Here is a 21471-nt window from a genome sequence, read left to right as displayed (position 1 = left end):
GGTCGGGTGACCCACGACCCCGACGAGCTGTACAGCCTGCCGCGCGAGGAGTTCACCGCCGCCCGCAAGGCCATGGCCAAGGCCGCCCGCGCCGCGGGCGACGCCCAGGCAGCCGCCATGATCGACAAACTGGCGAAGCCCACCACCGCCGCCTGGCTCGTCAACCGCCTCGCCCGCGAGAACCCCTCGGCCGTGTCCGATCTCACCGCCCTCGGCGACGCCCTGCGCGCGGCCCACCAGTCCGCCGACGGCCCCGCCCTGCGCGAGCTGACCCGGCGGCGCACCGAGGTGCTGCGCGAGCTGGTCGGACAGGCGGGGCAGGGGGAGCCGCTGAGCGAGTCGATCACCCGGGAGCTGGAGGAGATGTTCACCACCGCCCTGCTGGACGAGTCGGCGGGCGCGCGGCTGCGGACGGGCCGGATCGCGTCGGTGCGGGACCTGTCGGGGGCGCCCGCGTGGCCGGGGCTGGAGGTCACCCCGGTGAAGCGGGCGGCTCCCGCCGCTCCGCGGAAGAGTCGGGACGCGGCGGAGACGCGCAAGGCGGCGATCGCGGAGGCCAAGGCGGCGGTGAAGGCCGCCGAGGGGGAGCGGGCCAAGGCGGACAAGGCGGTGGAGGCCGCGGAGAAGGCGGTGGCCAAGGCGGAGGAGCGGGTGCGCGAGATCACCGAGCAGTTGGACGCCGCCGAGGCCGCTGAACTGGAGGCGCGGCGGGGGTTGCAGCTGGCGCGTCGGGGGGCGAAGGAGGCTGAGCGGGCCGCGGCGGCGGCGTGGCGGAAGCGTCAGCGGGTGGAGGAGTAGAGGCGCGGGTCGTGCGGGCGGATAGCGGGTCGGGCCGCTGAAGCCGCTGGTCGACCTGCACGAGCCTGGCCACTTCCACCGTGGCCGCCGTCTGTGCGAGCGCGCTCGGCCCACCGAGGCCGTCCACGCCGTCGCCGAGCGCCACCGGGCGCAGATCCCTTACCGCCGCTTCCCGATCGAGCCACCCGGAGCCGGGCGGGGGCGACGCCCTCACCGCCGTGCTGACCACCGACCTGGTCTCGACCACCGAGATGCGCTGCTGTTCCCCGACTCGGCGATCTGGCACGAGAAGGCGCTCGGCATGACCCAGTCCCTCGTGGCGGTGCGCACGTGATCGGTGGTCCAGGCATGGGACAGCCCCCGGGCTGCTCCGCTCGCTCACGCGATCGGCTCAGGTGGACTGCGCCTGAGAGCCCGGGGGCCGGGTGACTGCCTGGTATTCGCCTGGGTGGTCCTTAGCGGACAGCCACCTCACGAGTCCGAAGAGAAATCACTTCTGGACCACCTCCTCTCTTGTGTGACTCCACGCTAACCCCGCCTCGCCCCCACTTCAACGGAGTTTCCGCAGCCACCCGTACGGGTGATGCTAGGGTCTTTTCCCAATACGCAGAGTGTGTGAAAGATACTCACAACGTGACGGGGGAGGCCGGGTGACCGGAGCGGCGCGCGTTGCGGTGGGGGCTCTCGTCGGGGCCGCGGTGGCCGCTCTGTTCTTCGAGGGGGTGGGGACCGGAGAGCGGCCGGAGGCGCTGCCCGACGCGCCGGTCCAGGCGCCGCCCTCCTCCTCGGCCGCGCCGCCGTCCACCGTCGTCCTGATCTCCGCCACGTCGGCCGCCGAGCCCGCGGACAGCACCACCACCGCCACCTCGACCACGACGACGTCGTCCACCACCACGACGACGACCGGAACCTCCGACACCACCGCGACCACCACCACCGAAGCCCCGGTCACGACCACAACGACTCAGGCTCCGCCGCCCACGACGACGACCACCCAGCCGCCGCCGCCCACCACGACCACCACGACCCGCAGGCCCTGCGGCATCCTGTGGTGCCCCTGACGCGCTCGCCTCAGCGGCGGGCCACGGCGTGCAGGCGGGTGGCGATGTCGCGCAGCGGCGGGGTGACGGCGGCGACGGCCTCCAGGGCGGCGAGGGTGTCGGTCGCGCCAGGGGTGGACTCCAGGACGGAGCCGGGGATCAGGTCGGCGAGGGTGCCCAGGCCCAGCACCTGGTGAACCGTCAGGCCCGCGTCGTCCAGGAGGGCGCGCAGGGAGACGGTGTCGAAGCGGTGGGGCTCGCCCACGGGGGCGGGGTTCTCCAGGAGGTTGCGTGCGTCGGTGAGCTTGCCGGTGATCGCGCGCTGGATGACCGCGGCGAAGCGGTTCGCCACCACGATCGACACCGCGCCGCCGGGGGCGACGGCCGAGGAGAGGGCGGCGACGGTCAGCTTCGGGTCGTCGACGAACTCCAGCACGCCGTGCGCGATCACCAGGTCGAAGCCGGGCGTGACCAGGTGGTCCAGGGCGTCGCTGTCGCCCTGGACGGCGGTGATGCGCTCCGCCACGCCCGCATCGGCGGCGCGTCGGTGCAGGGTGGCCAGGGCGTTCGGACTGGGCTCGACCACGGTGACCTCCGCGCCCGCCGCGGCCAGGGGAACGGCCAGGACGCCGCTGCCGCCGCCGACGTCCAGCAGCCGGGGCGGGCCGCCGCGGCGGGCCCGGGCGGCGGTCAGCTCGGCGTCGAGGACGCGGCGAACGGGATCGGGGCGCATGGGCGTGAGCGTAGAGACCCGCGAGGTGGCCCCCTAAGGTGGCTGCGTGCAGACGGTGGCGGTGCTCAGCCTCAAAGGCGGTGTCGGGAAGACCACGGTGGTGCTCGGGCTGGCCTCGGCGGCGCTGCGCCGCGGCGCGCGGACGCTGGTGGTCGACCTCGACCCGCAGTGCAACGCCACCAGCACCCTGGACCCGGCCGAGACCGAGTCCACCCTCGCCGACGTCCTGGAGACGCCCCGGCCCGCGGTGATCCGCGAGGCCATCGCGCCCAGCGCGTGGGGCGAGGAGGTCGACGTGCTGGTCGGGTCCGAGGAGGTCGAGACCCTCAACGACCCCGACCCGGGCACGCGCAGGCTGGAGAAGCTGGGCCGGGCGCTCGCCGAGCTGAAGACGATGCTCGCCGAGGACGAGCTGCCCTACCAGCTCGTCCTCATGGACTGCCCGCCCTCGCTCGGCAGGCTGACCCGTTCCGCGCTGGTCGCCGCGCAGGGCGCGCTGCTGGTCACCGAGCCGACGATGTACGCCGTCTCCGGCGCGCAGCGGGCGTTCGAGGCCGTCAACGACACCCGCGACGAGCACAACCCGAACCTGACGGCGCTCGGCGTGGTCGTCAACAAGGTCCGCAACCACTCCTACGAGCACCAGTTCCGCATCGCCGAGCTGCGCGAGTCCTTCGGCGCGCTGGTGATGCCCGTCGCCCTGCCCGACCGGCTCGCCGTGCAGCAGGCGCAGGGCGCGTGCCTGCCGATCCACCAGTGGCACACCCCGGGCGCGCGGGAGGTGTCGCTGGCGTTCAACCTGCTGCTGGCGCGCGTGCTGCGCAGCGGCCGCAAGGGCCGTCACCAGGGGATCGACTGGCCGGACGACGACGACGTCGAAGCCGTCGAGGTCTGATGCCCGAGGGCGACACCGTCTTCCGCACCGCGGCCAGGCTCCGCGAGGCGCTGGCCGAGCACCCGCTGACGCGCGGCGAGCTGCGCCACCCGCGCCTGTCGACGGTCGACCTGGCAGGCCGGGTCGTGGTCGGGGTGCGGCCGGTGGGCAAGCACCTGTTCGTGCGGTTCGACCGCGACCTCAGCCTGCACAACCACCTGCGCATGGACGGGATCTGGCAGATCGGCGTCCCCGGGCAGCGCTGGCGCAGGCCCGCCCACCAGATCCGGGCGTGGCTGGCCACCGCCGAGCGCCAGGCGATCGGCTTCCACCTGCACGACCTGGCGCTGGTGCCGACCGGCGAGGAGGACCGCGTCGTCGGGCACCTCGGGCCGGACCTGCTCGACCCGGCCTGGGGTCCGGAGCTGGCCGCCGAGGCCGCCGCCCGGCTGCGCGCCGACGGCGGCCGGGAGCTGGGGCAGGCGCTGCTGGACCAGCGGGTGATGGCGGGCGTGGGCAACGTCTACAAGTCCGAGGTGTGCGCCGTCCTGCGGGTGACGCCGTGGACCCCGGTGGCGGAGGTCGACGCCGATCGGGCGGTGCAGGTCAGCCGGGACCTGCTGTACCGCAACCGGATGCGGCCGGAGCGGATCACCACGGGTGATCCCCGGCGGCCGCAGTGGGTCTACGGGCGCGCGCGGTACCCGTGCGCGCGCTGCGGCGGGCGGGTCACCCGGGTGGGGACCGAGGAGCGGGTCACCTACTACTGCCCGGCGTGCCAGGCGGGCCCCGGACCGCGCTGAGCCTGTCGCCCCCCTGTGATTCCATGGGCCCATGGGGCGCAGCGGAGACCTCCCGCGCGGGCTGGTCGACCGGTACCGCGCGACAGGCGCGGACCGGCCGGACGACACCGGCTGCCCCATCCTGCACGTGGACATGGACGCCTTCTACGCCTCCGCCGAGATCCGCGAGCGCCCCGAGCTGGTCAACCGGCCGGTGGTGGTGGGCGGGGTGGGCAACAGGGGAGTCGTCTCCTCGGCCAACTACATCGCCAGGGGCTTCGGCGTCCGCTCGGCGATGCCCACCGCGCACGCGCGCCGCCTCTGCCCGCACGCGGTGTTCCTCCCGCCCACCTTCGAGCTGTACCAGGCCGTCTCCGCGGGGGTGCTGGCGATCTTCCGCGACATCACGCCCCTCGTCGAGCCCCTCAGCCTCGATGAGGCCTTCCTCGACGTCGCGGGCGCGCTGCGCAGGCTCAAGGCCACCCCGGCCGAGATCGGCGCGCGGATCCGCGCGCGCGTCGAGGCCGAGCACGGCATCACCTGCTCGGTGGGTGTGGGCCCCACCAAGTTCGTCGCCAAGCTCGCCTCCGGCCTGGCCAAGCCCGACGGCATGCTCGTGGTCCCCCGGGACCAGATCCAGCCGTTCCTGCACCCGCTGCCGGTCTCCGCCCTCTGGGGAGTGGGCAAGGCCACCGCGGAGCGCCTGGCCGCGATCGGCCTGGAGCGGGTGGCCGACGTCGCCGCCACGCCCCTGCCGCGCCTGCGCAAGGCCGTCGGCGTGGCCCAGGCCGAGCACCTCTACGCCCTGGCCCTCGGCCAGGACAGCCGCTCGGTCATCGCCGAGACGGCGGAGAAGTCCATCGGCGCGGAGGAGACCTTCGAGGTCGACCACTTCGACCGCATCCTCCTGGCGCGCGAGCTGCTGCGCCTCAGCGAGCGCACCGCCGCGTCCCTGCGGGCCAAGAACCTTGCGGGCCGCACGGTGTCGATCAAGGTGCGCTACTCCGACTTCACCACCATCAGCCGCTCGCGCACGCTGCCCACCGCCACCGACGTCACGCAGGAGATCTACCGCACCGCCGTCCGGCTGCTGACAGAGCACGCACCGCCCGGCGCGGTGCGCCTCATCGGGGTGCGGATGGAGCAGCTGGGGCCCTCGGGCCGTGGTCAGCTCGCCATCGACACCCCCGAGCACGGCTGGCGCGAGGCCGACCAGGCCGCCGACAAGGCGCGCGGCAAGTTCGGCACCGCCGCCGTCCGCCCGGCCTCGCTGCTGGGCCAGCGCCCCGAGCGGGCCGGAGTCACCGAGCCCAAACCCGAGCGGGCCTAGAAGAAGATCCGCGCGTGCGGGGTGATCTCCGCGCCCGCCGCAGCCAGCTCGGCCTCCACCCGGCGCGAGATCGCCGCGGCGTCCTCGCCGTCGTCGTAGGTGGCGTGCGCCCCCGACGCCAGGACCACGGAGTGTCCGCGCCGCAGGCCGGACAGCACCGTCGCCCGCACGCAGTACTCGCTCTGCATCCCCGCGACGACCAGCCGCGACCCCGGCGGCACCAGGTCGGCCAGGCCGGTCCTGGCGAAGGCGTCGGCCTCGTCCTTGTCGAGGATGTGCTCGCCGCCGTCGACGTCGTGGACCAGCTCCCAGCCGGGGGTGCCGATCTCGTCCGGGTCGCCGGTGCCGCCGTTGTTGCGCACATGCACGATCTGCGCGCCCGCCCCGCGCGCGCGGGCCAGCAGCCGGGTCAGCGCGGACTCGACCTCGTCGGCCTCCGGCACCGGCGTCGGCGGCCGGAGCATGTTGCGCTGCACGTCCACCATCACCAGGAAATCGGCCATGACCTGCACGTTAGCACCTTTGTTCGATTAAGGTCCGACCGCTTCGCCGCCCGGTCGGCCGCGGGGGCGCACCCGGCGCCGAAACCGTTTCCGCTGATCAACAAGAGGTGTGTTTGAACTCGACCGCCCCGGGGTACAGCCCTGGCGGACTTCACCGCCGTGGGGCGGGGTGGAGAATGGCGCCCGCGAGTCGGGACGGCGTATCCCACCCCGCTCCACACATTTGCGTCCAGCGGGTGAACGACGGAGGGCAGGCAGAGTGTCAGAGGTCGAGACCGGATCGGTCGCCAGGGCGTCGCGGGTGCGCGATGTCGACGTCCACGTGGGCGCCGATGCCGACCAGGTTCCCCTGGTGCGCTCCTTCGCCGCCGACGTCGCCATGCGCTTGGACTTCGACCTCGACGCGATCGAGGACCTGCGGATGGCCGTCGATGAGGCGTGCTCGCTGCTGGTGCGGGCCGCCGCGCCGCAGAGCAGGCTGCACTGCGCGTTCGAGCCGAGGCCGCAGGCGCTGCTGGTGCGCGTCGAGGTCGACGCCGCGACCGGGGACGCCCCCTCGGCGGACCCGCTGGCCTGGCAGATCCTCACCGCGCTGGCCGACGGCCTGACCGAGCGCATCGACAGCGACGGCGGCACGCACCGGATCACCGTCGAGTTCCTGGCCCGTCCGACGGTCGCGGACTCGCCGTGAGCGACGCCGTAGATCCCCGGTTCGCCGAGCTGGCGGGGCTGCCCGAGGACGACCCGCGGCGCGCGGGCATGCGCTCGGCGATCGTCGCCGACTACCTCGACCTGGCGCGCAACCTCGCGCGCAAGTTCGACCGCCGCGGCGAGGCCCTCGAAGACCTCGTCCAGGTCGCCACGATCGGGCTGATCAAGGCCGTCGACCGCTTCGACGCCGAGCGCGGCAACTTCTACGCCTTCGCCGTGCCGACGATCATGGGTGAGCTGCGCCGCCACTTCCGGGACACCGCGTGGGCGGTCCGGGTGCCGCGCCAGCTCAAGGAGCTGCACGTCACCGTGGCCTCGGCCAGTGCGGAGCTGAGCCAGACCCTGGGCCGCGCGCCCAAGCCCTCCGAGCTGGCCGACCACCTCGGCCTGGACCAGGAGCAGGTGTACGAGGCGCTGGTCGCGGGCGCCAGCAAGCAGGGCGCCTCGCTGGACGCGCGCCTCGCCGAGCCCGCGGGCGACCGCTTCGGCTACGAGGACGAGAACTTCGACGAGGTCGACAACCGCAGGGCGCTCGCGCCGCTGCTGGACGCGCTGCCCGAGCGGGAGCGGCGGATCATCGTGCTGCGCTTCTTCCGCGGCATGAGCCAGTCCGACATCGCCCGCCGCGTCGGCGTCTCGCAGATGCAGGTCTCGCGGCTGCTGGCCAAGACGCTGCGCCAGTTACGGGCCGGCCTTGGCGATGACTCGACAATGGCCGGCTAGCACCGATCATGAACAGACAACCGCTGCACAACACGAAGGAGCACCGCCGCTCCGGCGGTGCTCCTTCGTGTCACCTGATCACTGCAGGGATGCGCACCGCCCCCGACGCGATGCGCACGCCCGGTGTTCAGGAGGCTTTGACCGTGCGCCTGCGCTGCGCGATGAGCACCCGCCGCTCACCCTCGCCCATCGCACCCCAGATGCCGTACGGCTCCTGCACGGCGAGCGCGTGCTCGCGGCACTTCTCCAGCACCGGGCACGCGCGGCAGATGGCCTTCGCGCGCTCCTCGCGGGCGTGGCGGGCCGGTCCGCGCTCGGCGTCCGGGTGGAAGAACATCATGGCGTCGGCACCGCGGCAGGAGCCGTTCATCTGCCACGACCAGGTCTCGGCGACTGGCTTCGGCAGGCGGGTGATCTCGGCCATGGCATTCCCTCCCTCAGGCGCCCGCCGCTGCTGCGGTGGGGTTCGTCTGCGACTTACCCGGCGCCGTCGCGGGTGAAACGGAGTCGTCCCGACTGCTCTGGTCGGGTCTGTGATTAGGGTGTGCCCAGCAGGGCATCCCCGCTGAGGAAGGACGATTGTGGAGACCAAGACCGAAGGCACTGACCCGATCGTCATCACGGTGTCCGGGGAAGTGGACCTCGCGACGGCGGCGGACCTGGAGCGCGCCATCGCCGAGGCTCTCGGCACTTCGGCGACCGTGGTCGAGGTGGACCTGGCCGGCGTGGAGTTCATGGACTCGGCGGGTCTGCGGGTTCTGGTGGCCGCGCGCAAGCAGGCCGACGACGCGGGCCGCGAGCTGCGGCTGCGCTCCCCGCACGAGCGCGTGCGCCGCATCATCGAGATCACCGGCCTGTCGGCGGTGTTCGGAATCACGTCGTGACAGCGGGTGCGGTTCGCCTTCCTCCGGTCGGGGTAACTCCCCGGGCGTGAAGGCGGCGACGGGGGACAACCGTGACGCGGCCGGGCAGGGAGTCCGGACCGCTGTCATCCGGCTGCGCCCCCGACCGGGTTCCGCCGCGTCCGCCCGCTATTTCACCTCGACGGTGCTGTCGTCCTGGCGCATCGCCGAGCAGGTCATGGAGGACGTGCTGCTGGCGGTCTCCGAGTTGGTGACCAACGCCATCGAGCACGGTGTGGGCGAGGTGCTGCTGGAGGTGTTCGACCTGGCGGGACGGTGTCTGCGCGTGCAGGTCACCGACCACGGCGTCGGCGCCAACCCGGCGCTGATCCCGTTCACCCCGGACTCCGCGCGCAGCCGCGGCCTGGCGATCGTGGCCGCCGTGAGCGCCTCGTGGGGCCACGAGGCCCGCGAGGACGGGCTGCGCGTCTGGGCCGAGTTCCCGATGGTGCGGATCAACCCGATCTGAAGGGGTCGCCGCGCGCGCACGCCCCGCGTGCGGTGTGCCACCCTTGAGTGCATGGCCGCCGAGGTTCCCGGCCCGGATGAGGTCGCCGAGATCGAGGGCAGCGCGCTCGCCCTCGGCCTTGTCCTCACCCGGGCGAACACCGCCGTGTACCCGAAGGTCCCCGCGCTGCAACTACGCGCCCTGCACTTCATAGAGACGACGGGCCCGCTCACCCTGACCCGCCTGGCCGCGATGCTGCGGGTCCTGCCGTCCTCGGCGACCCGCCTGTGCGACCGCCTCCAGGCCAACGGCCTCCTCGACCGGCGCCCCGGCGCCACCGACCGCCGCGAAGTCGACCTCATCCTGACCGACAAGGGCCGCGACCTGCTGGAACGCCTCCGCCGCGACCGCCGCGCCGACGTGGGCCGGGTGCTGGCCCGCATGTCCCCCGACGGCCGCGCCGCGCTGCTCAGCGGCCTGCGGGAGTTCACCGCCGCCGCGGATTCGGCGCTGCTCGTCTAGCCCGTGTTGCCGATGTGGGGCTAGCTCCGGAACCCGGCCAGCAGCGTGTCCGCCGTGCGCGTGTTGACCACCCGGTCGGCGGTGACGCCGCACTCCTGCGCGCGGGCGCAGCCGTTGGGCAGCCAGTGCAGCTGTCCCGGCGCGTGCGCGTCGCTGTCGATGGCGAAGTCGCAGCCCCGCGCCACGGCCAGCGCGAGCAGCCGCCGCGGCGGGTCCAGGCGCTCCGGCCGGGAGTTGATCTCCACGGCCACCCCGTGCTCCGCGCAGGCCCCGAAGACCTCCTCGGCGTCGAACTCCGACTCCGGGCGCCCCTTGCCGGTCACCAGCCGCCCGGTGCAGTGCCCGAGGATGTCCACCAGCGGGTTCGACACCGCCGCCACCATCCGCCGGGTCATCTCTCGGCGCGGCATCCGCAGCTTGGAGTGCACGCTGGCGACCACCACGTCCAGCTCCGCGAGCAGCTCTGGCTCCTGGTCGAGGGCGCCGTCGTCCAGGATGTCGACCTCGATGCCGGTCAGGATGCGGAACGGGGCCAGTTCGGCGTTCAGCTCGGCGACGAGGTCGAGCTGCCTGCGCAGGCGGTCGGCGCTGAGGCCGTGGGCGACGCGCAGGCGGGGGGAGTGGTCGGTCAGCGCCATCCACTCGTGGCCGAGCTTGATCGCCGCCTCGGCCATCTCCCGGACGGGGCTGCCGCCGTCGGACCAGTCCGAGTGCGTGTGGCAGTCGCCCTTGAGCGCGGCGCGCAGCTCCTCGCCGCCCTGGACCGGGCCACTGGCCGAGGCCAGCAGGTCGGTCAGGTACTCCGGCTCACCGCCCGCGACCGCCTCCTTGATCGCCTTCGCGGTGGAGTTGCCGATGCCGGGCAGCGCGGTCAGCGTGCCCGCGGCGGCGCGCTTCTCGACGTCGCCGCGCGGCAGGTCGGCGATGACCTGGGCGGCCCTGCGGAACGCGCGGACCTTCTGCGTCGGTGCGCCCGAGCGCTCCAGGAACAGCGCGATCTGCTTGAGCGCCGAGACGGGGTCCATGCCGACAACCCAACCGCACAAGCCGATCACCCGCCAGCAGGCGGGGCCGCGCGCCCGGCACTAGCGTCGGGCCATGGACATCCCGGACACCCCAGCGGTCCCCGTGGAGGCGCTGACCGCACTGCTCGACGGCCGGTGGGCGCACATCCGCGAGGAAGCGCGCAAGCGCATGGCCGAGCGGGGGCTGCCCGACACCGCCGACCTGACCACCGAGCAGTACCGCGCCGTCGTCTTCGAGGAGATGCGCGCCCTCGCCGAGTCCGGCTACCCGACGACCGGCTTCGCGCCCGAGTACGGCGGCGCGGGCGACCCCGGCGGCTCGCTGACCGCCTTCGAGATGCTCGGCTTCGGCGACCTGTCGGTGATGGTCAAGGCGGGCGTGCAGTGGGGCCTGTTCGGCGGGGCGATCGAGGCCCTGGGCACGAAGGCGCACCACGACGCGCACCTGCGCGCCATGATGTCCATGGACCTGCCGGGCAGCTACGCCATGACCGAGGTCGGGCACGGCTCGGACGTGCAGAACCTGCGCACCACGGCGACCTTCGACGGCGACGGCTTCGTCATCTCCACCCCCGACGAGTCCGCCCGCAAGGAGTACATCGGCAACGCCGCCCGCGACGGCAAGCTCGCCGTCGTCTTCGCCCAGCTCATCGTCGGTGGCGAGAGGCACGGCGTGCACGCGCTGCTGGTCCCGCTGCGCGACGAGGACGGCGCGGTGCTGCCCGGCGTCCGCATCGAGGACTGCGGCCCGAAGGCCGGTCTGAACGGCGTCGACAACGGCCGGATCTGGTTCGACGACGTCCGCGTGCCCCGCGGTGCCCTGCTCGATCGCTACGGCTCGGTTGACGCGGACGGGACCTACCACAGCCCCATCGAGGGCGACGGCAAGCGCTTCTTCACCATGCTCGGCACGCTGATCCGCGGCCGGATCAGCGTGGCGGGGGCGGCGGGCAGCGCGGCGAAGAAGGCGCTGGCGATCGCCGTGCGCTACGGCGAGCGGCGCACCCAGTTCGAGCACCCGGACACCGGCGCGGAGATCGTCGTCCTCGACTACCTCGCCCACCAGCGCAAGCTGCTGCCCGCGCTGGCCACGTCCTACGCCCTGCACTTCGCGCAGGAGGAGATGGTCAGCGCCCTGCACGACCTGCCGGAGGACGCCGACCGCAGGGAGCTGGAGTCGCGCGCGGCGGGCATCAAGGCCGTCGGCACCTGGCACACCACGCGCACGGTGCAGGCCTGCCGCGAGGCGTGCGGCGGGGCCGGGTACCTGATGGAGAACCAGCTGCCGAGGATCAAGGCCGACACCGATGTCTTCACCACCTTCGAGGGCGACAACACGGTGCTGCTCCAGCTGGTCGCCAAGGGCCTGCTGACCGGCTACCAGCAGCACATCGGCGAGCGCGGCATGGCGCTGTTCATCGCAGACCAGTTCGTGGAGACGGTGATCGAGCGCACAGCGGCCCGCGGCCTCATCGAACGCCTGGTGAACGCCGTCACCCCGCGCGACGAGGAAACCGACCTGCTCGACCGCGGCTGGCACATCAAGGTCTTCGAGGACCGCGAGAAGCACGTCCTGGACACCCTCGCCCGCAGACTCCGCCGAGCGGCCGACCCGGACACCGACGCCTTCGAGGTCTTCAACGACGCCCAGGACCACGCCCTGCGCGCGGCGCGCGTGCACATCGACCGGATCGTGCTGGAGGCCTTCGTCGCCGCCATCGAGCGCGCGCCGTCTCCGCTGCTCAACCGCGTGTGCGACCTCTACGCCCTGGCCAACATCGAACAGGACCTGGACTGGTTCCTCGGCCACGGCCGCTTCACCACCGCCCGCGCCAAGGCCGTCACCGGCGCCGTCAACGCCCTCTGCCGCGCCCTGCGCCCACACGCGTCGTCCCTGGTCGAAGCTTTCGCCATCCCCGATCGGCTGATCGCGGCACCCATCGCTTTGGGTGATAATCACACTACTGTGAGTGCTGCTCGGGTGATGGGATCACACGGGAAGGGGGAGTCCGGCAAAGCTGTCGCAAGGTGATCCGGGATCGGGTAGTCGCGGCGTGGAATGCGCCGTATCCTGGTGTACGACACCCCCAGCGGGGTGCCCGCCGGGGTTCGGCGGAACCCGTGACGCCCGGCGCCCGCGACAGTGCCGGAGGAGGAACGATGCCACTCTCCGAGCACGAGCAGAGACTGCTCGACCAAATCGAGCGTGCGCTGTACGCCGAGGACCCGAAGTTCGCCTCCACCGTCCGAGGTGCGCGCCTGCGCAAGCCGTCCCGCCGCCGCAAACTGCAGGGCATCGTCCTGCTGATCGTCGGCGCGGCACTCCTCGTCACCGGTGTGATGCTGCCCAAGGTGGCCGGGGTCCCGATCGTCAGCCTGCTCGGCTTCCTGATCATGTTCGGCGGCGCTCTGCTCGCTTGGACGTCCTTCCGCGGCGGCGGCGACAAGGCCGCTGCCGAGGGCGAGGCCCCCAGTGGCGGAGCGTCGGCTCCGCCGAGTCGGAGCAACTTCTCGCAGCGGATGGAGGACAGGTTCCGCAAGCGGTTCGACGAGGAGCGCTAGGGATCTGACGGACGCCGGTTCGCCCTGCGGGGTGGACCGGCGTTGACGTCTGCCCATGCCGGCGGAGCCCGCGACTGGTTGGCCGTCTTCCTCCGGCGTTGCACCGGAGGAAGACGGCTCCGTCAGTCCTCGCTCGGACGCTGCTTGCGGCGCATCACCGACCGAGGGGCCAGCCGGGACTTCATCGCCAGCGGAGACGTCCGCCGCAGCCCCGCCACGACCTCGTCGAAGGCCGACCGCAGCTGCGGATCATCCCCTGCCCGGTCGGCGTACCAGGACCGCTCGACGCTGTCCACGACCGTCCGGAGCGCCTGCTTGCCCGGCTCGTCCAGGCTGTGGTCCTTCGCCATCCGGCGAGCGGCCAGTCGGACGGTGTCGGACTCCGGGATGGGCACACCGCGGTCGGTGGACTCGGCCAGGATCTCCCGCCAGGCCGCCGTGGCCGGGTCCGCCGAGCCCGGGGTCGTCATGGCCCGCCGGTGGAGGTGGCGTCGCCTGCCGCGGATGGTGGCGGGGACGGCGGCCAGGGCGAGGACCAGCCAGAGGGCCGAGAGCCACCAGGACAGCAGGCTCAGCAGGAAGAAGCCGCCGAGGACGGCCAGCGGCACCGCGGCCCACATCCGGCGCAGGCCCGCCGCCGCCCCGGCCAGGAGCAGCAGGACCAGCCCCGCCCAGGCCGTCCACGGCAGGGAGAAGCCCTCGTCGGCCGACTCCGCGCCCAGCGTTGGGTCGGTGGGGACGTCGTCTTCGGGTGCCGCGGTCGTGGGCTCGTTGGGGGCGGACGGGAACTCCTCCTCGGTCACCCCGCCCGACGGGTCCGTGCTGGTGCCTTCCTCGACGTACGGGGGCTGGTAGCCGCGGCCGTCCGACAGGGGGGTCGGGTCGAAGGTGACCCAGCCTTCGCCGGGGAAGAAGATCTCGACCCACGCGTGCGCGTCCTGCGTGGTGATCGAGCGGTAGTCGCCGGACTGGAAGCCCGCCGTGTACCCGATGGCGACCCGGCTCGGCAGGCCCGCGGCCCTGGCGAGGACGGCCATGGCGGAGGCGTACTGCTCGCAGTAGCCGATCTTCGAGGTGAAGAGGAAGTCCTTGAGCGCCTCGACCCCGGTCGCGCCGCTGGTCTCGGTGCGGTACTGGAAGCCGTTGGCGCTGCTGAAGTACTCCTGGATGGCCAGCGCCTTGTCGAAGGACGTCGACTCGCCGCGGGTCAGGTCCTCGGCCAGGGCGACGACGTCGCCGTCGATGCCGTCGTTGGTGAGGTAGATGGCGTCGATCTCGCCGTAGTCGGCGCCGGTGGTGCGCAGGTCCTCGGCGGCGGGCTGGGTGAGGTCGGCCTCTTCGACGTACTTCGGCAGCGTGCGGTTGTTGCGCGAGTAGACCATCCCGCCGCTGGGGTCGTAGAACATGCCTTCGGGCAGGTCGCGCAGGCGGCGGGGGATGCCGTAGACCGGGGCCCACAGGTCCTTGGAGTTGATCGGCTCGATCTCGATGGTGGTGATCAGGCCGCCGCCGTCGTCGCCCGGGCCCAGGGGCAGGTCGCCGCTGGCGGGGACGTTGTCCGGGAGGGCTTCGGCGGGCTGCCAGCCGCCCGCGGCGTCGTAGCGGGGCAGGGTCATGGCGCGCAGGTAGCGCGATTCGGTGCCGAGGCCGCGGACGCGGAACAGCTCGACGTTGGCGCCCTGGCTGAGCATGCCGTTGAGCGCGGTGAACGGCTTGAGCGCCAGGCCACCGGCCGCGCCGCCGCCGCTGCCGCCGCCGGGCAGGCTGCCGACCGTCCCGACCGCCGTCGCCGTCGCCCCGACGAGCAGGCCGACCGCCAGCGCCACCGACACCAGCGCCGAGGGCGACCCCAGGCCGCCACCCGTGCCCGACCCGACCGGCCGGTTGCGCCACATGTGCTGCCGGTGCGCCCCGTCCACGGCCAGCAGCACCGCGAACGCCGTCGCGCCCAGCACGAACGACCACCACGGCAGCATCTCGTCGGCCAGCGAGGCGGGCACCGCGTACACGCACAGCAGCACCAGACCACACGCCGCCGGCGTCCCGGCCGCGACGGCGAGGGTGTCGACCGACAGGCCGACCATCCCGATCGCGATCACCACCAGGCACAGCACCGGCGTGGTCGCGGGCACCGGCGGCACGCCGACCCGCACGGCCTCGACCGAGGCCTCCAGCACCGTGCCGAGATCCGCGAACGCGGCGGGCCCGGGGAACAGCCCGAGGATGCCGCTGCTGGTGAACAGCGCGACGTTGAGGCAGAGCAGCGCGAACAGCTGCGCCAGCGCCACGAGCACCGTCGGTGTCCGCAGAGCCCGAAGCCCGAGACCGGTCGCGGTGACGACCATCAGCGCGATACCGGCGTAGCCGAGCCACCGGAACCCCTCGATGACCCCGCTGAGCGCCGTCGACGCGCACAGCGCCGTGATCGCCGCGACCACCGGGGTGACCGTCGTCGACCACTGCGCCTGCGGCGTCTGCTGGTCCGCGGCCATCAGCCCACCCCCGTCATGCTGTCGCCGCGCTTGGTGCCGGTGCGGCACAGGTCCGCCCACACCTGGGTCATCGGGGCCTCCGGGCGCGCGGTCACCACGCCCCAGCCCGCGCCGGTCAGCAGGGCCGCCGCGCCCGCCGGGTCGCTCTCCCCGGCGCCCGCGCCCCACGCCCCCACGTCCAGCAGGATCGCCAGGCTGCGGGCGCCGCGCGTGCGGTGGCGGATCAGCTCGCCGAGGGAGGCCGCCGTGGCGGCGCCGAGGATGGCGATGAGTTCCTGGCCGTGGCCGGGGTCGGCCGGGCAGGCGACCTCGCGCTGGTGGACCGGTTCCAGGGCGGCCAGCGCGTCCAGGACCAGGCCGTCGTTGTGGCTGCCGTCGCCGTGGTCGGTGACGATGATGCCGCCGCTCTCGGTGACCAGGCGGATCTGGTGGCCGTGGCGGTGCAGCTGCACGCAGACGCTGGCCGCCATCGACACCGCCCACTCCAGGCTGGAGGCCGCGCCGGAGCCGCGGTGGCCGACGATGCGCCGGTCCAGCAGCACGGTCGTGCCGCCGCGCCAGGGGCTCTCCTCGACGCGGACCATCATCTCGTCGCGCTTGGCGGTCGAGCGCCAGTGGACCTTCCGCAGGTCGTCGCCTTGGCGGTAGGGGCGGACGACGGCGTCGTCCTCGCCTTTGCCCGCGTTGAGGCGCACCGAGCCGTCGTCGCCGGAGCCCAGGCCGGAGCCGCCGGGGACCCCGCGCAGCGGCACGACCCTGGGCACCACGACCAGCCGGGAGGACCCGGCCAGCTCGCGGTCGAACTCCGCCAGGCCGAACGGGTCGGTGACGGTGGCCTTGAGCGGGCCGATCTGCTGGATGCCGCGCAGCATCGGCTGCAGGCCGTAGCGCAGCTGGGTACCGCCGTGGCGGGGCAGGTGCTCGATGACGAACCGCGGTTTGCCGCCGAGCGCGTAGGGCACGCCGTCGGAGACCAGCAGGCCGCCGGTCGGGAGCCTGCCGCTGCTGCGCACGTGCAGCACGACCTCGGCGCGCCCGCCGACGTGCACCCGCGGGGGCATGATCTGGCGCTGGGCGTGCAGCCCGACGCGCGCCACCGCGGTCATCACGGCGACCAGCAGCGGCAGCGCGACGATGAACGCGGCCACCCGCAGCAGGTCGCGCTCGTTGAGGACCAGCGAGCACAGCGCCGCCGCGAGCCCGGCGGCCAGCAGGCACCGGCCCCGCGTGGTCAACCCCGACAGGGCCCCCTTCATGGCCGTCTCCCCTTAGCGGTGGGCGGCGGACCAGACCGCGCCGCCGCGGTCCGGGTTCGGCTGCGGCACGGGGACCCGCTGGAGCAGGCCGCGGATCAGCTCGGCCGGGTTGCGGCGCGCGGCCTGGGCCTCGGGGGTGAGGACGAGGCGGTGGGCCAGCACGGGGATCGCGACGGCGTGCAGGTCGTCGGGGACGACGTAGTCGCGGCCGGAGAGCGCGGCCTGGGCGCGGGAGGCGCGCACCAGGTGCAGGGTGGAGCGCGGGGACGCGCCGAGGCGGATCTCCGAGAGCCTGCGGGTGGCGCTGACCAGCTCGACGGCGTAGCGGCGCACGTCGTGGGAGATCTGCACGCCGCGCACCGTCTCCACCAGCGAGCGGACCTGCTCGGCGTCGGAGACCGGCTGCAGGGTGCTCATCACGTCCTGCCCGGCGTGCTCGTCGACCATGGCCAGCTCGGCCTGCGGGTCCGGGTAGCCGATCGAGACGCGCGCGGTGAAGCGGTCGCGCTGGGCCTCGGGGAGGGCGTAGGTGCCTTCCATCTCGATCGGGTTCTGGGTCGCGATGACCATGAAAGGCGAGTCCAGCCCGTAGGTCTGCCCGTCGGCGGTGACCTGGTGCTCCTCCATGCACTCCAGCAGCGCGGACTGCGTCTTGGGGGAGGCGCGGTTGATCTCGTCGCCGACGACGATGTTGGCGAAGACCGGGCCGGGCCGGAACTCGAACTCGTTGGTCTGCCGGTTGAAGATGGAGACGCCCGTGACGTCGCTGGGCAGCAGGTCGGGCGTGAACTGGATGCGGCTGACCGAGCAGTCGATGGACCGCGCGAGCGCCTTGGCCAGCGACGTCTTGCCGACGCCGGGCACGTCCTCGACCAGCAGGTGGCCCTCGGCGAGCAGGGTGACCAGGGCGATGCGGACGACCTCGGGCTTGCCGACCAGCACGCGCTCGACGTTGGCGGCGATGCGCTGGGCGGTGTTGTGCAGCTCGTGCAGCGGCTGGCGGGCCTGGCCGGGCTGGCCGTCCTGCTGGGCGGCGGGTGCGCCCGCGTACGGGGAGGTCGTCCCCTCGCGGCCCGGTACCGAATAGTGGTTACCCGGCAGGGCGGCGGGCGGGGGGCTAGACGTCACTCGACCTCCTGATGCAGACCGGCGGTTCCGGCTCCGCCGTCGCCGCGGCACGTCCCGTGGCTGCCGGGACGGGTGTACCCGTGGCCGCGTCAGCCTGTCACGAAGTGTGTCAAACCGGGGCGAAGTGCGGCAGAACTCCGCGCGGTCACTCTCCGCTGTCGACCCGCTCCGGGTCGCGGCGCCTGCCCCACCCGCCTCCCCGGCGGAGCCCCACTTCGCCCCACCAGGACGGCCGCGAGGCCGCGCGGAGCACTTCCCGGTGCGCAAGTTGATCGTTCTGGCGCTGTCCGGGGTAACCCGGCCCGGTCTTCCCCCACCACGGCCCCCACCGCGCCCCCCGGGCGTCTAGCTGCGAAAACGCGGAAAGGGTCGCTGCGGGAGCCGCGCGATTCGCGTTGACTGTGGTGAAAAGTGGGGTACTGTGGCCCGCAGTGGGGCGGCAGGGGTCCCCATGGCCGATCCGTCAGGTTCGGCAGGGAGGTGGGTGCTTGATGTTCTTGGGCACGCACACCCCGAAGCTGGACGACAAGGGGCGGCTGACACTGCCCGCCAAGTATCGGGACGCGCTCGCGGGTGGGCTCATGGTCACTAAGGGTCAGGATCACTGCCTTTACGTGTTCCCGCGCGCGGAATTCGAGGAGATGGCGCGCAAGGTCGCGGCGGCACCGCTGACGAACGAGGCGGTTCGGGCCTATCAGCGGTACCTGTTCGCCGGGACAGACGAGCAGCGCCCCGACGGTCAAGGCCGCATCTCCATCGCCCCCGAGCTGCGGCGCTACGCCGGGTTGTCAAAGGAGTGCGTGGTCATCGGCGCGATCACCAGGCTGGAGATCTGGGACGCCCAGTCCTGGCAGACCTACCTGGACGACCACGAGGAGAGCTACGCCCAGGCTCGGGAGGAGGTCCTTCCCGGCGTGTTCTGAGCGTGCCGAACACGACGGAGCGGGTGCCGCCAGGCCTCGGTCCGCTCGCTTTCGGCCCTGGCGCACCTTCCCCGGCGCCAGGTCCGACGAGCGGGCGGGGACCTGGCGGCATCCGGGGGACCTGGCGAGGAGAAGGGGGTGGCGATGAGTGAGCCGCGGCATGTTCCCGTGCTGCTCGACCGCATCATCGAGCTGTTCACCCCCGCCCTGGCGGGCGACGCGCCCGTGCTGGTCGACGCCACCCTCGGCCTCGGCGGCCACACCGACGCCCTGCTCACCGCCTTCCCGTCGCTGACGGTCGTCGGCCTCGACCGCGACACCGACGCCCTCGCGCTGGCCGGTGCCCGGCTGGCCCGCCACGGCGAGCGCATCCGCACCGTGCACACCGTCTACGACGGACTCCCCGACGCGCTCGCCGGCCTCGGCCTGTCCAAGGTGGATGGCGTGCTGTTCGACCTGGGCGTGTCCTCGATGCAGCTGGACGTGGCCGACCGCGGCTTCGCCTATTCGCAGGACGCGCCGCTGGACATGCGCATGGACCAGACCCGCGGGCAGACGGCGGCCGACGTCCTCAACACCTACTCCCACGGCGACTTGGCGCGCCTGCTGCGCGTCTACGGCGAGGAGAAGTTCGCTTCCCGGATCGCCTCGGCCGTGCTGTCGGCGCGCGAGAAGGAGCCGTTCACCACCAGCGGCAGGCTCGTCCAGCTCATCTACGACGCGGTGCCCGCGCCGGCCCGCCGCACCGGCGGCCACCCGGCCAAGCGCACCTTCCAGGCGCTGCGGATCGAGGTCAACAGCGAGTTGGACGTGCTGCGGCGGGCCATCCCGGCCGCGCTGTCGGCGCTGCGCGTCGGCGGTCGGATCGTGGTGGAGTCCTACCAGTCCCTTGAGGACCGCATCGTCAAGCACGCGCTGGCCGAGCTGGCGAAGTCGACCGCGCCGCAGGGCCTGCCGGTGGAACTGCCCGAGCACGCCCCCCGCATCCGGCTGCTCACCCGCGGCGCCGAGCAGGCGGGCGAGGCCGAGACCGCCGCGAACCCCCGAGCCCAGTCCGTGCGCCTGCGCGCCGCGGAACGCACCAGGGAGGACCCATGAGCGCACCGGCCCGCCGTTCCCGCGACGTGGACGCCGACCTGGACCGCCCGCGCGCCCGGCGCGGCCGCCGCTCTGAGGAGGAGCGCGCCGCGACCCGGGCGGGCCGCCGCACGGGCAAGGCCAAGCCGGGCACCGAGCCGCAGCGCGCCTACCACCCGCCCGCCGACGAGCCGAACATCCCGATCCGCAAGTCCCAGCGCACCCCGGAGACCGAGGAGCCCTCGGCGACCACCGCCGCCCCCGCCCGTCCCGAGGCCCCGGCGCCGCGCCCCCGGCGCAGCCGCGAGCGCCGCGGCGCGCGACCGGGCGCGGGCGCCAGGGCCGACGCCCCCGACCGCGCGGGCAGGCCGGGCAGGCTGGGCCGCGCCAGGGCGTTCGCCGCCGAGCGCGTGCAGGCCCGTCGCGGCCGTGCGGGCTCGGACCCCGACGACGCGGGTGCGCAGCAGGCGGGCGCGGGCCGGGCGTCGTTCGTCGTGGCGATCATCGCGCTGCTGGTGGTGGGCGTGGCGGCGACGCTGTGGCTCTCCACCCAGGCCATCGCCGACTCCTACCGCCTGGAGGCGGCCAAGGAGGAGGCCGCCCGCCTGGCCGAGCAGAAGGCCGTGCTCCAGCGCGAGGTCTCGGGCATGGAGTCCGCCCCCGCCCTGGCCAAGCGCGCGCGCGAACTGGGCATGATCCCGGCGGGCGACCCAGCCTGGCTGCGCGTCGGCCCGGACGGCAAGGTCACCGTGGTCGGCGACCCGACCAAGGTCGTCCCGCCACCCCCGCCGGAGACCAAGAAGCCCGACCCGACGCCCCCGGCAGGCGACACCGAGCGCCCCGCAGGCGGCAGCGAGCGCCCCGCAGGCGGCAGCGAGCGCCCCGCGGGCGAGGCAGACGGCGACGGATGACCAAGCGCGACGGCCCAGACGACGGCGACGGCCACCCACGGCCGTCCCGCTGGGCCGCGCGCAAGTGGCACGAGGACAGCGGCCGCCGCACGCCCAGCGGCAGGCCGACCGGATCGGCGGGCCGCTACCCCGGCCCGCGGCAGGACCCGGCCGACGGGGATCGGCGGGGAGCGGGGGGACGCGGAGTGAGCGGACGCGACGGCACCAGCGGCGGACCTGGCGCGGGTGAGGCCCGCGGCGCTGGTGGTTCGGCCGGTGAGGGGCCCGGTTCGGGCTCCGGACGTGGCCCTGGTGAGCGGCGCGGTGGGCCGGGTGGCGGTAGTGGGCGGCGCGGTGACGGGCGTGGTCAGAGTGGGTGGCGCGGTCCGGGCGGGGGCGGTGGGCGGCCTGTTCCTCCGTGGCGTGAGTCCGGGGAGCGCGCTGAGGACTACCGGCGTGGTGGGGCTGCCGGATGGATGGCTCCCGAAGGTCGGGCAGGTGGACGGCCGCAGGGCGGAGAGGCCCGGCGGGCGGGCGGTGGGCGTGGTGACGCGCCGTGGCGAAGCGGGGCGAGCGCGACCGGGCGTGGGGCGGCCGGGACTGGTGGACACGGGACTGGTGGACACGGGACGGGCGGGCGTGGGTCGGGTGGAAGCGGCGGGCGCGGGCCTGCTGGGGCCGGGCGTGGAGCGGGTGGAACCGGCGGGCGGGGGGCTGGTGCGCGGGCGGCCGGTGGGCGGTCTGGCGCGCTC

Annotated in this window: 22 protein-coding genes; 15 read left to right on the top strand and 7 right to left on the bottom strand. The window is 73.7% G+C overall.

The features are described 5' to 3' along the window. Nucleotides 1-6 precede the first annotated feature (6 nt). Together ACFPM7_RS19565 and ACFPM7_RS19560 are read left to right on the top strand one after the other, a co-directional pair. A complete protein-coding gene (locus ACFPM7_RS19565) occupies nt 7-798 on the top strand; it encodes a hypothetical protein (protein WP_378249100.1) in 792 nt (263 codons plus the stop codon). Nucleotides 799-1448: 650 nt separating this feature from the next. Further along, a complete protein-coding gene (locus tag ACFPM7_RS19560; protein WP_378249099.1) occupies nt 1449-1859 on the top strand; it encodes a hypothetical protein in 411 nt (136 codons plus the stop codon). A gap of 10 nt (nt 1860-1869) precedes the next feature. Here ACFPM7_RS19560 and ACFPM7_RS19555 read toward each other — a convergent pair whose 3' ends face one another. After that, a complete protein-coding gene (locus ACFPM7_RS19555) occupies nt 1870-2571 on the bottom strand; it encodes a class I SAM-dependent methyltransferase (RefSeq protein WP_378249098.1) in 702 nt (233 codons plus the stop codon). A gap of 46 nt (nt 2572-2617) precedes the next feature. On the opposite strand from ACFPM7_RS19555, the gene ACFPM7_RS19550 reads away from it, so the two are divergent. The 3 genes from ACFPM7_RS19550 to ACFPM7_RS19540 are packed head-to-tail and all read left to right on the top strand — an operon-like array spanning nt 2618 to nt 5557. Further along, nucleotides 2618-3466 carry a ParA family protein gene (locus ACFPM7_RS19550; protein WP_378249097.1) on the top strand — a complete coding sequence of 283 codons (849 nt, stop codon included), beginning with the start codon at nt 2618-2620 and terminating at the stop codon, nt 3464-3466. After that, complete coding sequence (locus ACFPM7_RS19545; protein WP_378249096.1) at nt 3466-4248, top strand: DNA-formamidopyrimidine glycosylase family protein; 783 nt, start codon at nt 3466-3468, stop codon at nt 4246-4248. Before ACFPM7_RS19550 ends, ACFPM7_RS19545 begins: the two co-directional genes overlap by 1 nt. 31 nt (nt 4249-4279) lie before the next feature. Beyond that, entirely contained in the window at nt 4280-5557 is a 1278-nt protein-coding gene (locus ACFPM7_RS19540; RefSeq protein WP_378249095.1) for a DNA polymerase IV, read from the top strand. On the opposite strand, the gene ACFPM7_RS19535 is transcribed toward ACFPM7_RS19540, so the two are convergent. Further along, on the bottom strand, nt 5554-6060 hold the full coding sequence (locus ACFPM7_RS19535) for an isochorismatase family protein (RefSeq protein ID WP_378249094.1): 507 nt from the start codon (nt 6058-6060) through the stop codon (nt 5554-5556). The genes ACFPM7_RS19540 and ACFPM7_RS19535 overlap by 4 nt on opposite strands. Nucleotides 6061-6319: 259 nt before the next feature. On the opposite strand from ACFPM7_RS19535, the gene ACFPM7_RS19530 reads away from it, so the two are divergent. Next, nucleotides 6320-6751 carry an ATP-binding protein gene (locus tag ACFPM7_RS19530; RefSeq protein ID WP_378249093.1) on the top strand — a complete coding sequence of 144 codons (432 nt, stop codon included), beginning with the start codon at nt 6320-6322 and terminating at the stop codon, nt 6749-6751. Next, entirely contained in the window at nt 6748-7494 is a 747-nt protein-coding gene (locus ACFPM7_RS19525; protein ID WP_378249092.1) for a SigB/SigF/SigG family RNA polymerase sigma factor, read from the top strand. The genes ACFPM7_RS19530 and ACFPM7_RS19525 overlap by 4 nt, the downstream gene beginning before the upstream one ends. Before the next feature lie 127 nt (nt 7495-7621). Here the strand turns inward: ACFPM7_RS19525 and ACFPM7_RS19520 are convergent, their stop codons facing one another. Then, nucleotides 7622-7918, bottom strand: a complete 297-nt coding sequence (locus ACFPM7_RS19520) for a WhiB family transcriptional regulator (protein ID WP_378249091.1) — start codon at nt 7916-7918, stop codon at nt 7622-7624. Between the two features lie 157 nt (nt 7919-8075). On the opposite strand from ACFPM7_RS19520, the gene ACFPM7_RS19515 reads away from it, so the two are divergent. The 3 genes from ACFPM7_RS19515 to ACFPM7_RS19505 are packed head-to-tail and all read left to right on the top strand — an operon-like array spanning nt 8076 to nt 9366. Beyond that, nucleotides 8076-8378 carry an STAS domain-containing protein gene (locus ACFPM7_RS19515; protein ID WP_378249090.1) on the top strand — a complete coding sequence of 101 codons (303 nt, stop codon included), beginning with the start codon at nt 8076-8078 and terminating at the stop codon, nt 8376-8378. 46 nt (nt 8379-8424) lie between these two features. After that, nucleotides 8425-8865 carry an ATP-binding protein gene (locus ACFPM7_RS19510; RefSeq protein ID WP_378249089.1) on the top strand — a complete coding sequence of 147 codons (441 nt, stop codon included), beginning with the start codon at nt 8425-8427 and terminating at the stop codon, nt 8863-8865. Nucleotides 8866-8916: 51 nt separating this feature from the next. Further along, nucleotides 8917-9366 carry a MarR family winged helix-turn-helix transcriptional regulator gene (locus tag ACFPM7_RS19505; protein WP_378249088.1) on the top strand — a complete coding sequence of 150 codons (450 nt, stop codon included), beginning with the start codon at nt 8917-8919 and terminating at the stop codon, nt 9364-9366. A gap of 20 nt (nt 9367-9386) precedes the next feature. On the opposite strand, the gene ACFPM7_RS19500 is transcribed toward ACFPM7_RS19505, so the two are convergent. Further along, entirely contained in the window at nt 9387-10391 is a 1005-nt protein-coding gene (locus ACFPM7_RS19500) for a PHP domain-containing protein (protein ID WP_378249087.1), read from the bottom strand. A 73-nt stretch (nt 10392-10464) separates the two neighbouring features. On the opposite strand from ACFPM7_RS19500, the gene ACFPM7_RS19495 reads away from it, so the two are divergent. Both ACFPM7_RS19495 and ACFPM7_RS19490 read left to right on the top strand, forming a co-directional pair. Next, nucleotides 10465-12423 carry an acyl-CoA dehydrogenase family protein gene (locus ACFPM7_RS19495; RefSeq protein WP_378249086.1) on the top strand — a complete coding sequence of 653 codons (1959 nt, stop codon included), beginning with the start codon at nt 10465-10467 and terminating at the stop codon, nt 12421-12423. A gap of 128 nt (nt 12424-12551) precedes the next feature. After that, nucleotides 12552-12953, top strand: a complete 402-nt coding sequence (locus ACFPM7_RS19490; protein WP_378249085.1) for a DUF3040 domain-containing protein — start codon at nt 12552-12554, stop codon at nt 12951-12953. A 122-nt stretch (nt 12954-13075) separates the two neighbouring features. Here ACFPM7_RS19490 and ACFPM7_RS19485 read toward each other — a convergent pair whose 3' ends face one another. From ACFPM7_RS19485 to ACFPM7_RS19475, 3 genes are read right to left on the bottom strand one after another with little or no spacing between them, the layout of a single operon-like run. Next, nucleotides 13076-15445: a transglutaminase TgpA family protein gene (locus tag ACFPM7_RS19485; RefSeq protein WP_378249084.1), complete on the bottom strand. Its 2370-nt coding sequence runs from the start codon at nt 15443-15445 to the stop codon at nt 13076-13078. Next, the gene (locus ACFPM7_RS19480) at nt 15445-16701 is read right to left on the bottom strand and encodes a DUF58 domain-containing protein (RefSeq protein ID WP_378249083.1); all 1257 of its coding nucleotides are present in this window, start codon (nt 16699-16701) and stop codon (nt 15445-15447) included. Before ACFPM7_RS19480 ends, ACFPM7_RS19485 begins: the two co-directional genes overlap by 1 nt. A 12-nt stretch (nt 16702-16713) precedes the next feature. Further along, nucleotides 16714-17694, bottom strand: a complete 981-nt coding sequence (locus tag ACFPM7_RS19475; RefSeq protein WP_378249222.1) for an AAA family ATPase — start codon at nt 17692-17694, stop codon at nt 16714-16716. 626 nt (nt 17695-18320) lie between these two features. Here ACFPM7_RS19475 and mraZ point away from each other — a divergent pair. From mraZ to ftsL, 3 genes are all read left to right on the top strand, one after another. Then, nucleotides 18321-18752: a division/cell wall cluster transcriptional repressor MraZ gene (mraZ, locus tag ACFPM7_RS19470; protein ID WP_378249082.1), complete on the top strand. Its 432-nt coding sequence runs from the start codon at nt 18321-18323 to the stop codon at nt 18750-18752. 144 nt (nt 18753-18896) lie between these two features. Then, the gene (gene rsmH, locus ACFPM7_RS19465; RefSeq protein WP_378249081.1) at nt 18897-19850 is read left to right on the top strand and encodes a 16S rRNA (cytosine(1402)-N(4))-methyltransferase RsmH; all 954 of its coding nucleotides are present in this window, start codon (nt 18897-18899) and stop codon (nt 19848-19850) included. Then, on the top strand, nt 19847-20740 hold the full coding sequence (gene ftsL / locus ACFPM7_RS19460) for a cell division protein FtsL (RefSeq protein ID WP_378249080.1): 894 nt from the start codon (nt 19847-19849) through the stop codon (nt 20738-20740). The genes rsmH and ftsL overlap by 4 nt, the downstream gene beginning before the upstream one ends. Nucleotides 20741-21471: the final 731 nt, after the last annotated feature.

Origin of the sequence: Actinokineospora guangxiensis, from assembly GCF_042657845.1 — a bacterium.
GTDB classification, from domain to species: domain Bacteria; phylum Actinomycetota; class Actinomycetes; order Mycobacteriales; family Pseudonocardiaceae; genus Actinokineospora; species Actinokineospora guangxiensis.
The sequence above is the reverse complement of the archived record's forward strand: the minus strand, read 5'-3'. Positions and strand labels throughout refer to the sequence as shown.